Origin of the sequence: Rhodococcus sp. (in: high G+C Gram-positive bacteria), assembly GCF_049299235.1 — a bacterium.
Taxonomy (GTDB): Bacteria; Actinomycetota; Actinomycetes; order Mycobacteriales; family Mycobacteriaceae; genus Rhodococcus.
In genome coordinates this window covers 1-16069 of sequence record NZ_JBAQXC010000256.1, presented here as the reverse complement: position 1 = coordinate 16069, position 16069 = coordinate 1, and the positions used below count along the sequence as shown (strand labels likewise).

Below are 16069 nucleotides of genomic sequence, written 5' to 3'. Positions count from 1 at the left end.
CAAGACGATTCACCCGAGACGCAAACTCGCCATAAGTCAGCGACTGCCCCTCGAACACCACCGCCACCACATCCGGCGTCAACGCCACCTGCGCCTCGAACAACGACACCAACGTCGCCGACGCATCCACCGCCGCAGCCGTCTCGTTCCACGACTCGAGCACCAATGCACGCTCACCGGCCGAGAGCAGCGGGCCGTCCCCGACCGGCAGCGACGGCAACGCCGTGAACGCCTCGAGCAGGACACTGAAACGGCGCGCGAACGTCTCGACCGTGCGCTCGTCGAAAAGATCTGTTGCGTAGAGGATTTCCGCGGACATTCCCGCGGGCTTCCCGGACTCGTCGGTGTTCTCCGCAACCGTGATCTGCAGATCGAACTTGGCGAGGTCGATGTCCGCGTCGACGCCGGAGACGGTCAATCCCGGAAGCTCGAAGCGCGGCTGCTCGAAGTTCTGCATGGTGAGCATGACCTGGAAGAGCGGATGCCGGGCTTGCGACCGCGGCGGGTCGAGGACCTCGACGAGCCGTTCGAACGGCACATCCGCGTTGCCGAATGCGGAGAGATCGATCTCCTTCACCCGGGCCAGCAGTTCCTCGAAGGTCTCGCCGCCGTCTACCGCGGTCCGCAGGACGAGGGTGTTGACGAACATGCCGACGAGATCGTCGAGCTCTTCGTGACCCCGACCGGCAACAGGAGTGCCGATCGCGATGTCGGCGGTGCCCGACAGCCGCGCGAGCAGTACCGCCAGCACAGAATGGACGACCATGAACGGGGTCGTGTTCGTTCCGTGCGCCAGATCGGCCACCGCGCGGTGGACGTCGGCGTCGATGTCGAACGAGAGCGTCTCACCGCGGTTGGTTGCGACGGCCGGACGCGGCCGGTCGCTCGGCAGATCCAGCTGTTCGGGAAGTTCGGCGAGCGCGCCCTTCCAGTGATCGAGCTGGCCCGTGAGCACCGACTCCGGATCCTCCTCGCTACCGAGGACTTCCCGGTGCCAGATCGCGTAGTCCGCGTACTGCACCGGCAGCGGAGCCCAGCCCGGAACCTCGCCGTTCGCACGAGCGATGTAGGCGCCCATGACATCTCGGGTCAAGGGTCCCATCGAGAAGCCGTCGGCGGCGATGTGGTGCACCACGAAGACCAGAACGTGCTCGACGTCGGAGATCTCGAGCAGTGCCATGCGCACGGGCGGCGCAACGGTGACGTCGAAGCCTTCGGACACCAATTCCGCTGCCCGGGTGAACAATCCGGATTCGGTAACCTGCTCGACCGGCAACTCGACCGGCTCGGCGGGGAGCACCGACTGGGTGCCGACACCGTCGATCTCCGGATAGACGGTACGCAGGATCTCGTGCCGTGCAACGACATCGGAAACCGCCGAGCGCAACGCCGGGATGTCGAGACGCCCCGAGAGCCGGACCGCCACCGGGATGTTGTTGACAGCAGAGGCAGCATCGAAACGGCTGAGGAACCACATGCGCTGCTGGGCGAGCGACAGCGGAATCCGGTCGCCGCGCTCCTGCGGCACGAGCGGAGCCTGTCCACCCTCACCGACGTGTGATTCGATGCGCGCAGCGAGCCCCGACACGGTCGGGGCTTCGAACAGCACACGGGCCGGGACAACGGTCTCGAGTGCCGCGCCGATGCGGCTCGCAGCCTTCGTCGCGATCAGCGAGTTGCCACCGAGATCGAAGAAGTCGTCGTCGGCACCGACTCGTTCGGCACCGAGCACCTCGGCGAACACCGATGCGACGATCTCCTCGACCGGCGTCGACGGGGCCCGGTACTCGGTGATCTCGAAGATCGGTTCGGGCAGCGCCGCCCGGTCGAGCTTGCCGGCCGGGGTCAGCGGGATCTCGTCGATCACGACGATCTTCGACGGAACCATGTAGGAGGTCAGCGACCGCGCTGCGAACGTCGTCACCTCGTCCGGGTCCACGTCGGCACCGGGCACGGTCAGGATGTAGGACACGAGGGACGTGATACCCGCATCGTTCGTGTAGCCCTGGGTGGTCACGAACTCCACGTCGGGATGGGAACCGACGACGGCGTCGATCTCACCGAGTTCGATGCGCAGACCTCGCACCTTGACCTGGAAGTCGGTACGGCCCACATAGTCGATACGCCCGTCGGGCAGCCGCCGGACGAGGTCGCCGGTGCGGTAGAGACGCTCGCCGGTGTCACCGAACGGGTCGGCGACGAATCGCTCGGCCGTCAGCGCACCCCGATTGTGGTAGCCGCGTGCGAGGCCGGGGCCGGACAGATAGAGCTCACCTGCGACACCTTCGGGAACGGCTCGCAACCGGGCGTCGAGCACGTGTGCGGCGAATCCTCGCACGGGCACACCGATGGGTGCGGTCGAACCGGGTTCGACGGGTCCCTCCACAGTGCCCCAGATGGTGGTCTCCGTCGGGCCGTACAGGTTGAGCAACGCCCGTCCCGGTGCCCATTTGGCGGTGACGTCGACGGTGAGCGCCTCACCGGCGGACAGGACGTGGGACAGGTCGGGAAGCCCGTCGGGGTCCATCGACGACAGCACCGACGGGGTGATGATGGCGTGGGTGACGCGCTCACGCCGGAGTAGCGCACCGAGTTCGCTGCCGCCGTAGATCGACGGCGGGGACACGACCAGCGTTCCGGCCGCGGCGACCTGCATGAGCATCTCGAAGACCGACGCATCGAAACTCGGGGACGCGACCTGCAGGACACGGCTGTTCTCGTCGAGACCGAACCGCTCACGCTGCTCGGCGACGACGTTGGCGAGACCGGTGTGGGTCACGACCACGCCCTTGGGAAGGCCCGTCGAACCCGACGTGTAGATCATGTACGCCGGATGCTCGGCCTGCAGCAGGCCCAGGCGGTCCTCGTACGTGACGGGATCGGCGGACGCTGCGTCGAGACGCTGTCGCGCGGAGTCCTCGTCGAGGACCGTCCACGGCACGGCGTCGCCGAGCGCCGAGCGGTGTTCGGTGGTGGTCAGGCCCAGGACGGCGCCGGAGTCCTGGAGCATGTGTGCGATGCGCTCGGGCGGGTAGGTGGGGTCGACCGGAACGAACGCGCCACCCGCCTTGGCGACGGCCCACACCGCCACCACGAGTTCGACGGAGCGTGCCAACCCGAGTGCCACGATCGATCCCGGTGCCACACCGTCCGCGACGAGGACACGGGCAAGCCGGGAGGACTGCTCGTCGAGGTCGCGGTATCTCAGTACCCGGTCCTCGAACACCAGCGCCTCGCGCGTGGGATCGGACTCCGCCGCCGAGGCGAGCAGCTGGGGCAGCAGCACCGAGCGCACACGCCGGCGACGCTCGGGCCGGCGCGACGGCCGCTCCCGCCCAGCGCCTGCTGCTCCTGCGTTCGATCGGTGCACAGTCATACGTTCCAGACCCCATCTCTCGGGAAAGCAGCAACTACATCAGCGCAGGGCCGGTGCCGACCCCAACGCTGGCGGATTCCGGGCAGCACGAGGCCACACGCGGACACCCACGATATACAGGGAATCGAACCGGCAGCGAATCTGTTACGCCTGGTCGCATCTATGTCCCCTGGTGCGTGGCGCCCCCACCGGCCCCCACCCGGACCCTTCCGTGATCACACCATCTCGGTTGTGACCATCCGCACATTCGCGCCGGTACGCAACGCGGCACCGGCCGCCGATTCACCCACGATCACGACCACAGCGAGATCTTCCGCCTCGGTCAGATCACCGATCCGGAGATCGGGACCGCTCACGAACAGATGGGTGACCCATTCGTCGATCGCAACACTGCCGGCGTCGGCGTCGGTACCGAGCACCACGGTGGCGCCGGTGGTGGCGGCGAGCAGGAACTCGGCGACGAATACGTCGACGCTCCCCAGGCCGAGCGTGCGGGATTCGTAGGTGAAGTCCAGTTCCTCCCGCGCATTCGTGAGCCACCGGACGGCGTCCTCATGGGAGACCACCCCGCCTGCCAGGACGAATGCACCGTCGGCCGCCTTGAGCGGGCGCTTCAGATCGGCGTATCCGAGTGCCCGCGACGACAGATCCGCGATCGCGACACGGGTCGCGTCGTCGTCGACGTCGATCCACTCGAGGCCCTCGGCCGCAGGAGACCCCACGGTCAGCACGTGCGATGCGCCGATGCCTGCCGCGTCCCCCGGCGACGCCGGATCGACGAGGGCGATCGCTGCCCCGGCCTTGAGGACCGCCCACAGCGCCTCCACGAGCGCACCGGTCCGGGGCAGTGCCACGGCGACGACGGCGCCGGGGGCAACCCCGCGGCCGATCAGATAACGCGCGAGCCGGGACGATGCACGGTCGATGTCCCGGTAGGTCGATTCGGCCTCGCCGTCGGCCACGGCCGGCGCCTCGGGATCTTCGTCGACAGCAGCGGCGAGCAACTGCGGCAGGGTCCGGCCGAGAGCGGTGTCGGCACCGCGGTCCGTCGGTGGCGCTGCCGAGGCAGCCGCCATCCGTTCCTTCTCGTCGGCGTCGAGGATGTCGATGTCACCGACAGGCCCCGCCGGGTCGGCGACGACCGCCTCGAGAATCCGGAGGAACCGACGGGTCACCGTCTCGATCGTGGCTGCGTCGAACAGTTCCGTCGAGAACGTGAAACCGCAGCGCAGTCCGTCCGGTGCGCCGTCCGGCGCGGTGAGCGGTTCGGCGACGAGCATGAGGTCGAACTTGGCGGTGGTGTCGTCCGCGGTCAACGCGGACACGGTGAGTCCCGGCAACTCGAAGCCCGTCGGTCCGAGGTTCTCGAACGCGAGCATCACCTGGGTCAGCGGATGCCGTCCGGGGACCCGCGGCGGGTCGACGACCTCGACGAGGCGTTCGAACGGCAGATCCGCGTGCGTGAAGGCCTGCAGGTCGACCTCGCGGGCCGTGCGGATCAGATCGGCGAACCCTGCACCCGCGTCGACGCGGGTGCGCAACACCAATGTGTTGACGAACATGCCGACGAGATCGTCGAGTGCCTGCTCACCACGGCCGGCGGTGGCGGTCCCGACCGCGATGTCGCCCGAGCCGCTGATCCGCGACAGCAGCACCGCGAGTGCGGCGTGCACGACCATGAACAGCGACGCGTTGCTGTCGTTGGCCAGGTCGACGAGCCCGGCGTGCAGGTGGGGCGGGACATCGAACCCGTGCCGGGAACCTGCGCCGGTGGGCGTCGCCGGACGCGTGCGGTCCGTCGGCAACGCGATCTCGTCGGGGATCCCGGCCAGCGCTTCGGTCCAGTACGCGAGCTGCGATCCCGCCACCGACTGCGGGTCGTCCTCGGACCCGAGGACCTCACGCTGCCAGAGTGCGTAGTCGGCGTACTGCACCGGCAGTGGCTCCCACACCGGTCCGCGTCCGTCGGCGCGGGCCGTGTACGCGGTGATCACATCGCGCGCGAGCGGCCCGACGGAGAAGCCGTCGGTCGCGATGTGATGGATGACGAAGACGAGGACGTGCTCGTTCTCGGCCGGCCGCAGCAGCCGTGCGCGCATCGGCGGACGGGCGGTGACGTCGAATCCCTCTCGGACGAGACGGCCGACCTGCTCGTACACGTCGTCGGCGGCAACGTCGACCACCGGAAGATCGACGATGGCCTCCGTGATCGGGAGCACCTTCTGGACCGGACCGTCGGTGGTCTCCGGGTATGCCGTGCGCAGCACCTCGTGCCGGGTCACGACGTCCACGACGGCGAGGCGCAGCGCATCGACGTCGAGTTCACCGCTCAGTCGCATCGCGAACGGGATGTTGTAGGCGGCGGACTCCGGATCGAACCGGTTCAGGTACCACATGCGGCTCTGCGCCAGGGACAGCGGCGCGACGTCTCCGCGTTTCTGCGGGACGAGCGCGGTGCGGCCACCGGCACCGATGCGGGATTCGAGGCGAGCAGCGACGCCGTGCACCGTGGAGTCCTCGAACAGCACACGCACCGGGACGGTCGCGTCCACGGCAGCGCCCAGTCGCGAGACCGCCTGCGTCGCGAGCAGCGAATTGCCACCTGCGTCGAAGAAGTCGTCGTCGACACCCATCCGGGGAACACCGAGGACGTCCGCGAAGACGCCGGCGACGATCTCCTCGAGCGGGGTCTGCGGCGCGCGGAACTCGCGGGCCTCGAACACCGGCGCGGGCAGCGCGCGGCGGTCGAGCTTGCCGTTGACGGTCAGCGGGATCTCGTCGAGGAACACGAACGCCGAAGGCACCATGTATTCCGGAACCAGGGCTGCGACGTCGCGGCGCAGCGCTTCCGCCGGCAGCTCACCGGCGGCAACGACGTAGGCAACGAGCCGCACGTCGCCGGGCTGGTCCTCGCGTACGACCACGGCGACCTGCGAAACACCCTGTGCTGCAGCGACTGCGGCTTCCACCTCACCGAGTTCGATGCGGAAACCGCGAACCTTCACCTGGTCGTCGGCGCGGCCCACGAACTCGAGGTCGCCGTTACGGGTCCAGCGTGCGACGTCACCCGACCGATACAGACGCGATCCGGCTGCATCGGCTCCGGTCGCGAAGGGATTCGCGACGAAGCGGCCGACGGTCAGTTCGGCACGATCGAGGTATCCGCGGGCAACCTGCCCGCCGGCGATGTATATCTCGCCGGGAACACCCTGGGGAACCGGGCGCAGCCGCTCGTCGAGCACGTACACGCGCAGCCCGGGAATCGCGGAGCCGATCAGAGAACCGGTGGCGCGCACGGATTCGGCGTCGAGTTCGCGATGCGTGACGTGCACGGTCGTCTCGGTGATGCCGTACATGTTCACCAGTCGCGGCGCGGTGTCGCCGCGGCGCGCGAACCAGTCGGACAGCCGGCGCAGTTCGAGCGCTTCACCACCGAAGATCACGTAGCGCAACGCCAGGTCACGGGTGCCGGTCACCCGGTCGGCTTCCGCGAGCTGGAAGAACGCCGAGGGTGTCTGGTTGAGAACCGTCACGCGTTCGGCCTCGAGCAGATCGAGAAACAGCTCCGGCGACCGTGACGTCACGTAGTCGACGACCACGAGGGTGCCGCCGAACAGCAGCGGACCCCACAGTTCCCACACCGAGAAATCGAACGCGTACGAGTGGAACAACGTCCACACGTCGTCGGGACCGAACCCGAATCCGGCGTCGGTGTTGGAGAGCAACTGCACGACGTTGCGGTGCTCGACGACCACGCCCTTCGGCCGGCCTGTCGAGCCGGACGTGAAGATCACATATGCCGCATCCGCCGGACGCAGCACACCGGTGCGGTCCGCGTCGGTGACCGGCGCGTCCGAGTGCGCGGCGGGATCGAGGACATCGATATCGACGACACGCTCGACACCGGGCAGCTCGGCCTCCCGCCCGGTCCAGGACACCACGGCCCGCACCGTCGCGTCGGTCAGGACGGTCTCGATGCGATCGGCCGGATAGGACGGGTCGATCGGAACATAGGCCCCTCCGGCGGTGAGCACGGCGAGCAGTGCCGTGACCAGATCCGTGGAACGCGGCAACACGACAGCGACCCGCACGCCCGGACCGACGCCGGCGGAGATCAATTCCCGTGCAATGCGATTGACTCGACCCGACAGTTCACGGTAGGTCGGCCGGTCCGTACCCGAGACGATCGCGACCGCATCGGGGGTCTCGGCGACGCGACGCTCGAACAGCGAGACGATCGTCGCGTCGTCCGAGAACGGTCCGTCCGTGGCGTCGGTACCGCTCCAGCGTTCGAGAATCGTGGTGCGTTCGGGTGCCGACAGCAGCTCGAGGTCACCGACTGCGACACTGTCGTCGGTCGTGATGTCGTGCAGCAACCGGAGCAGTCCGACCTGCATGTCGCGGACCGACCCGCGGTCGTACAGGTCGGTGGCGTACGCGATCTCCACGTCGAGCCCGGACCGTTCGGCCGAGTCGTCGACGTGCTCGGAGAACGTGAACTGCAGATCGAACTTGGCGAGGTCGTAGTCGAAATCGACGCCGGTGACGGTGAGACCGGGCAGTTCGAGGGTCGGGATCTCCATGTTCTGGAACGCCAGCGACACCTGGAACAGCGGGTGACGTGCCTGAGACCGCTCCGGGTTGAGGATCTCGACGAGCCGTTCGAACGAGACGTCGGCGTTACCGAACGCGCCGATGTCGATTCGGCGGACCCGCTGAAGCAACTCCCGGAACGACTCGCCGGAATCGACCCGGGTCCGCAGTACGAGGGGGTTGACGAACATGCCGATCACCTCGTCGAGGGCTGCATCTCCGCGGCCCGCGACCGGCGTACCGATGACGATGTCCCCGGCGCCCGACATCCGCGACAGCAGCGTGACGAGCGTCGCGTGGACCACCATGAACAGCGTGGTGTGATTCTCCCGTGCGAGTTCGAGCAGCCGCGCGTGCAGATCCTCGTCGATGTGGAACCGTTCGAGCGCACCGTTGTTCGTCGCGACGGACGGACGCGGCCGATCCGTCGGGAGCGCCAGGTTGTCGGGCAGATCCGCCAGTGTCTCGGTCCAGTACGCGATCTGCCGGGCGGCAACCGACCCGGGGTCGGATTCGTGGCCGAGCATTACGGTGTTCCAGATGCTGTAATCCGCATACTGCACGGGCAGCGGTGCCCATCCCGGCTCGCGACCCTCGGTCCGCGCCGAGTACGCGGTCATCACGTCGCGCAGCAGGGGTCCCGCCGAGAAGCCGTCGCCGGCGATGTGGTGGACCGAGAACGCCAAGATGTGATCGTCCGGTGCGATCCGGTACAACTCGATCCGGATCGGGATCTGCTCGGTGACGTCGAACGGCGTCGCGAGCAGCGTGTGGATGCGTTCGCCTACCTCGTCCTCGGTGCACGGGATCGGTGCGAGATCGGGGGCGACGTCCGGGGCGGGCAGCACGTGCTGGTAGCCGATTCCGTCGGCTTCCGGGTACAGCGTGCGCAGCACCTCGTGCCGTTCGAGCAGGTCCTGGACGGCAGCACGCATCGCGTCGTGGTCGAACGTGCCGGACAACCGCCGTGCGAACGGAATGTTGTAGGCGATCGAATCGGGTTCCAACCGATTGAGGAACCACATCCGTTGCTGCGCAGGCGACATGGGCACACGAGCAGGACGCTGTTGCGGAACCAGCGGCGGCCGTTCCTCACGGCGCTCGGCCGTCTCGACCAGACGCACGACGTCGGAGACCACCGAGTTCTCGAAGAAGTCCCCCATCTGGAGATCCACGCGGAAGTGCGCGCTCAACCGTGCGACCGCCCGGGTCGCCACGAGGGAGTTGCCGCCGAGTTCGAAGAAGTCGTCGTCGAGTCCGACCCGATCGATGTCGAGCAGATCACGGAATACGGCGGTGACCGCGATCTCGACGTCGGTTTCGGGCGCGCGGTATTCGCGGGCCGCGGCGGCGAAGTCCGGGCTCGGCAAGGCCTTGCGGTCGAGCTTGCCGTTCTGGTTCAGCGGCAGTTCGTCGAGCTGCACGAACAGCGACGGCATCATGTAGTCGGGCAGCTTGACCCGCGAATGCGCGACGAGGTCGTGGGGATCGAGCGTCGCGCCGGCCTCGGGGACGACGTAGACCACCAGGTGATCGCCGGTCCGCGGGTCCGCGTGCACGATCGCGACCGCCTGCGCCACATCGTCCCGGTCGAGCACGGCCGACTCGATCTCGCCGAGTTCGATGCGCAGACCGCGCAGCTTGACCTGGAAGTCCACGCGACCGATGTACTCGAGCGAACCCGGATCGGTGGTGCTCCAGCGCACCAGATCGCCGGTGCGGTACATTCTTTCACCACTGCGACCGGAAGGGTCCGCAACGAAGCGGTCGGCAGTGATGTCCGGCCGGGACACGTAGCCGCGGGCGAGCTGGACACCCGTCAGGTACAGCTCTCCCGGCGTACCCGCGGCGACCGGGCGCAGCGCGTCGTCGAGCACCCGCAACGCGGTGTCCGCGACCGCCGCGCCGATCGGCACGACGGTGTCGCCGGGACGGGTGGCGTAGTGCGTGACATCGACAGCGGCCTCGGTGGGTCCGTACAGGTTGTGCAGTTCGGCGTCGAACACCTCGTGGAAACGCGCAGACGTCGCGGGCGGCAGCGCCTCACCGGATGCGAACACCAACCGCAGCGAACTCGCTTGCGCAGCAGTCGGTTCGGCGAGAAATACCGATAGCATCGACGGAACGAAATGTACTGCGGTCACCGATTTCGCGGCGATCGTGCGCACCAGATACGCAGGGTCGCGGTGCCCGTCCGGTTGCGCGACGACGAGTTTCGCGCCGACCTGCAACGGCCAGAAGAACTCCCACACCGACACGTCGAACGTGAACGGCGTCTTCTGCAGCACCACATCCGAGGCCGTGTACCGGTAGCGCTGCTGGCGCCAGCGCAGGTTCGCCACGATCGCCCGGTGACCGACTCCGACGCCTTTGGGCAGGCCGGTCGAGCCCGAGGTGAAGATGACGTACGCGAGGTTGTCGGGGCGCAACGGCGCCGTACGGTCCGCGTCGACGACGGGGCCGTCGTCGATGTCGCCGAGCACGAGCCGATCGATCTCGAGCACCCGCAGCTCACGCTGCGTCGCGAACTCGTCGTGTGAGGTGGTCAGTACCGCCACCGGGCGGGCCGCGTCGAGGACGTGCCCGATCCGGTCCGCGGGATGGTCCGGATCCAGCGGGACATACGCGCCGCCGGCGACGACGACCGCGTACATACCCACGACCATCTCCATCGACCGGCGCATGCCGAGTCCGACGAACGTGTCCGGTCCGACGCCGAGCGAAATCAGATGCCGGGCGAGCCGGTTGACCCGCGACGAGAACTCCGCATACGTCAGGACGGTGCCGTCGAACTCGACGGCCGGTGCGTCCGGCGTGCGCACGACCTGGGATGCGAACTCCGCGGCGAGCGTGTCCACCGCGTCGCCGCCGGACAACGCGCCCGACTCGGCGCCGAGCACCTCGGCGCACTCGTCGAGCAGGGTGCCGACGATCCCTTCGAGTCCCCCGCCGTCACCGGATTCGAGCAGCCCGGGGAGCGCACTCGACAACGCCACCGGGAACAGCGCCTCGGGACCGAGAGCCCCTCCCATCGCTGCATCCAGCGCGGTGATCTCCGCGCTCAGTGCGCGGAAATCGACATCGATGCCCCCGTGGGACAGTGCTCGACGGTCCGGCTCGATCTCGGCCACCGCGCCGACGAGGCGCGGCAGATCCGCAATCGTGAAGTTGTGCCGGCTCGGCTCACGCATCGACATCAGTACTACCTGTTCCTCTCCGTTGCCAGGGCAAGTGCCTGGGCGATGAGCGAATCGATCAGGGAGGCGTACCCGCTCTCCCCGAGCTCGGGAAGTATGCCCGGTACGAGCCGCGACAGTGTGACCGACACCTGGGCGTCCGGTCCCAGCACCTTCCCCATCGTCTCGGCGGTGGTGGCCAGCGCCGTCGCCAACTGCCCGACGGTGACCGTCACGCCACCGTGCACGACCGCAACCTCGTCGGGAGCGGTTTCCGCAGCTGCGGCGGTCAGCTCGTGCAGATCGGCAGCGGTGTAGGTCCGCTGCGGCATCATGCGCGCCCGTTCCTCACTGCCGACGATGTCGATGGTGCGCACCAGGATCTGCGGATCAGCGACGACCGCATCGACGACGCGGCCGAATCCGTCGGCGAACCGCCGCATCGTTGCCTCGTCGAACAGATCGGTGGCGTAGGTGAACAGCAACCGCATCCCGTCGATCGTGCCGTCGGTCCCGATCTGCTCGGCCGCCGTCAGCTGCAGGTCGAACTTGGCCTGGCCGAGCCCTTCGTCGACGACCGAAACCTCGAGGCTGGGCAGCTGCAGAGTGCTCGGCGTCATGTTCTGGAACGTGAACAGCACCTGCACCAGCGGCGAGTACGCGGGCGAGCGCTTGCGTCCGAGCGCGTCCACGACGCGTTCGAACGGGACGTCGGCGTTGCCGAACGCTCCGAGGTCCGTTTCCCGTACCCGCTGCACGAGTTCGGCGAACGTCGCGGTCGGCTCCACCTCGGCGCGGAGTACCAGCGTATTGACGAACATGCCGATCATGTCGTCGAGTGCGCGCTCACCGCGACCCGCGATCGGCGTACCGATCGTGATGTCGGTGCTGCTCGACAATTTCGCCAGCAGGACCGCGAACGCCGCGTGCATGACCATGAACACGGTCGAGTTGTGTGCGCGTGCCAGGCCGGCGATGCCGGCGCTCTGCACGGCGTCGAGCGCGAACTCGAACTCGGCGCCCTGCCCGGTGGCCCGCGCCGGCCTCGGCCGGTCGGTGGGCAACCACAGCACCTCGGGGGCACCGGTGAGTTCACCGGTCCAGTACCCGAGCTGGCGGGCCAGCAGCGATTCGCTGTCGTCCTCGTCGCCGAGCAGATCCCGCTGCCACAACGCGAAGTCCGCGTACTGCACCGGCAACGGCGACCACGTGGGAACTTCACGGTCGACGCGGGCCGAGTAGGCGATCATCACGTCCTTGGTGAGCGGGCCCATCGAGTAACCGTCCGCACCGATGTGGTGGACCACCACGGCGAGAACGTGTTCGGTGGGGCTCACCGTGAACAGGGCACCGCGCAGCGGCGCGGCCTTCGTGACGTCGAAGCCTGCGGCAACGAGTTCGGCGACCCTGAGGGGTAGCTCCGATTCGGTGACCTCGACCGGCGTCAGCTGCGGCGCGACCTCACGGACCGAGAGGATCTCCTGGACCGGCCCGTCACCGGTGTCCGGGTACCGCGTGCGCAGAACCTCGTGCCGGTCGACGACATCGCGCACCGCGGATTCGAGTGCGGGCACGTCGAGCAGACCCGACAGCCGCAACACGACCGGAATGTTGTACGCGGCCGAATCCGGGTTCATCCGGTTGAGCACCCACATCCGCTGCTGGGCGAGTGAGAGCGGAACCTGCTCGGGCCGGGTGCGTGCGGTCAGCGCAGGCCTGCTGCCCTGATCGCTGTACTGCTCCGCCCGAGCGGCCAGCGCCCCGATCGTCGACGCCTCGAAGAGAGCACGCACCGGAACCGTCGAATCCAGCGCCGCGCCGAGACGTGCGGTGACCTGCGTCGCGAGCAGCGAGTTCCCGCCGAGGGCGAAGAAGTCGTCGTCCAGGCCCAGCCGGGTCTGTCCCAGGACCTCCTCGAAGATTCCGGCAACGATCTCCTCGATCGGCGTCGACGGCGCCCGGAACTCGACGGCCTCGAACTCGGGCACCGGCAGGGCGCGCCGGTCGAGCTTGCCGTTCGCGTTCAGCGGAAGAGCCTCGAGCACGACCACGACCGCGGGCACCATGTAGCTCGGCAGAACCCGGCCCAGGTCATCCCGGATCGCCTCCGGGTCGACGGTCGAATCCGGTGCAGGAACTGCGTATCCGACGAGCAGGTCTCCACGGCGCGGATCGTGGAACGCGAGCACCGCGGCCTGCGACACCGACTCGTGCGCACGCAGAACGGATTCGATCTCTCCGAGTTCGATGCGGAAACCACGGATCTTCACCTGGAAGTCGGTACGCCCCAGGTACTCGAGTGTGCCGTCAGCGCGCCACGATACGAGATCGCCGGTGCGATACATCCGCTCACCGTCGCCGAACGGGTTCGCCACGAAACGGTCCGAGGTGAGATCCGGACGACCGTGGTAACCGTTCGCGAGCTGGGTGCCCGCAAGGTACAGCTCACCCGGGACACCCGGCAGAACGGGATCGAGCCTGCCGTCGAGAACGTAAACGCGGGTGTTCCATTCGGGCGCGCCGATCGGAACGGACGCGGCGTGCGGATCCTGGAATTCCTGGCTCGTCACCGACACCGCCGCCTCCGTCGGCCCGTACGTGTTGAACAGGCCCACTCCGGGGTTCGCCTCGCGGAACGCACGCGCGGCCTCGACCGGCAGTGCCTCACCGATCGCGAGGACCCGACGCAGCTTCGGCGTGAACTCACCCTCCGCGACCGCCCCGAGCGCCTCGAGCATCGACGGCACCAGGTGCATGGTGGTGACACCGTGATCGCGCATCAGTGCGAGCAGGTACTCCGGATCGCGGTGACCACCGGCTTCCGCGATCACCGTGCGACCACCGGAGACCGGTGCAGACCAGAACTCCCACACCGACAGGTCGAACGTCGCCGCGGTCTTGAGCAGCGCCACGTCGTCCGGTCCCAGACCGAAACTGCTCGTCTTCCACAGCAACTGGTTGACGATGGCCCGGTGCGAGACCGCCACGCCCTTCGGCCGGCCGGTCGAACCGGAGGTGAAGATGACGTAGGCAGTGTTCGCGTCGGACAGCGCCCCCCGCCGGTCCGCAGCGGTGACCGGCGTATCCGGGAGACCGGCGGTGTCCGCATCGTCGACGAGGACGACGGGCCGGCGCGTACCGAGAACGTCACGGTCGGTCGCGATGGCGAGCACACACACCGGGTCGGAGACCTCGAGGATGTACTCGATGCGATCGGCCGGCTGATCCGGATCGATCGGCACGTACGCGCCGCCGGCCTTCGCGACCGCGAACATCGCGACCACCAGTTCCACGGAACGCCGGATACTCAACGCCACCCGCGATTCCGGGCCGACCCCGGCTGCGATCAGCCGGCGGGCCAGCACGTTGGCGCGCGCATCGAAGTCGCGGTAGGTGAGGGATCCACCGGCGTACTCGAGCATCACCGAATCCGGGCGCTCGGCCACCTGTGCGTCGAACAGCGACACCAGGGTCTGTCCGGACACCGGCGCGGACGTGGCATTCCACGTGTCGAGCATCCGGTCGCGTTCACCCGGAAGGAAGACGTCGACATCACCGATGACACGGTCCGGATCCACCACGATCGTGTCGAGAACCCGCACGAACCGGTCCGCGAACCGGCGGACGGTCTCCTTGTCGAACAGGTCGGTCGCGAATCCGAGGGCACCGTCGATTCCGGTCGGAGCACCGTTCTCGTCGTACTTGTCCGTGAGGAACAGGTGCAGATCGAACTGGGCAACACCTGCATCGAGCTCCGCCGCCGACACCGTGAGGCCCGGCAGTTCGAGCGCCGCCCGCGCGACGTTCTGGAACGAGAAGCCGACCTGGAACAACGGATGGCGTGCCGTCGATCGAGGCGGATCGAGCACCTCGACGAGCCTCTCGAACGGCACATCGGCGTGCGCGAACGCCTGCAGATCCGCTTCGCGCACCGACGCGAGCAACTGCGCGAACGACTCGTGGCTCGTGATCGGGGTCCGCAGTGTGAGCGTGTTGACGAACATGCCGATCAGATCATCGAGTTCGGCCTCGCCGCGGCCCGCGATCGGGGTGCCGACCGTGATGTCCTCGGCCCCGGACAACTTCGTCAGCAGGACCGCGAACGCCGCGTGGGCCACCATGAACAGCGTGGCGTTGCCGCCACGGGCAAGGGCACCGAGACGACGGTGCAGATCCGCGTCGATGTCGAAGTACACCCGATCACCGCGGAAGGACTGCTCCACCGGGCGAGGCCGGTCGGTCGGCAACTCCAGCAGATCCGGCACACCGTCCAGCGCTGTGCGCCAGTACCCGATCTGTGTCGAGATCACCGATGTCGGATCGTCTTCGGAACCGAGCCGTCCCCGCTGCCAGATCGAGTAGTCCGCGTACTGCACCGGCAACGGCGCCCACCCGGGCGCCTCGCCCTGCGACCGCGACACGTACGCCGTCGCGACGTCCCGGGCGAACGGGGTCATCGACGAACCGTCGGTGGCGATGTGGTGCATCACCACGGCGAGCACGTGGTACCCGGGATCGATCCGGAACAACCGGACGACCATCGGCACCGTATCGGTGACGTCGAACGCCGTGGCAGCGAGAGCGGCGAGCCGCTCCGGCAGTTCCGCCTCGGTGACATCGACCGGTTCGAGATCGGTCCGCACCGGCGGCAGGACCACCTGCACCGGTCCGTCTGGTGTCTCCGGGTAGACGGTCCGCAGAACCTCGTGCCGCCCAACCACATCCGCGATCGCCGCCTGCAACGCCTCGACATCGAGGGTGCCGCGCATCTCGAGGGCCAACGGCACGTTATAGGCGGCCGAACCGGTATCGAACCGATTCAAGAACCACATCCGAGTCTGCGCCAACGACAACGGAACCCGACCCGAACGCACCTGCGGCACCAACGCCACCCGCGCACCCGAACCCACATGCGACTCCACCC

At 68.1% G+C, this 16069-nt stretch carries 2 protein-coding genes and 1 pseudogene; all 3 read right to left on the bottom strand.

Features of this window, described 5'->3' with window-relative positions:
* Window positions 1-3286: amino acid adenylation domain-containing protein (locus WAX14_RS15230; protein WP_422628893.1), on the bottom strand; the 3286-nt coding region annotated here is incomplete at its 3' end.
* A 305-nt stretch (window positions 3287-3591) separates the two neighbouring features.
* Window positions 3592-11166, bottom strand: coding sequence for an amino acid adenylation domain-containing protein (locus WAX14_RS15225; RefSeq protein ID WP_422628892.1), 7575 nt, complete (start codon window positions 11164-11166; stop codon window positions 3592-3594).
* 5 nt (window positions 11167-11171) lie between these two features.
* Window positions 11172-16055 (bottom strand): annotated as a pseudogene (locus tag WAX14_RS15220) (amino acid adenylation domain-containing protein); the annotation flags it as partial.
* Window positions 16056-16069 lie beyond the last annotated feature (14 nt).

Bases quoted from the DNA above. Each gene is read 5' to 3' on its own strand.
- WAX14_RS15225 (WP_422628892.1), bottom strand. From the start codon at position 11,166: ATGTCGATGCGTGAGCCGAGCCGGCACAACTTCACGATTGCGGATCTG.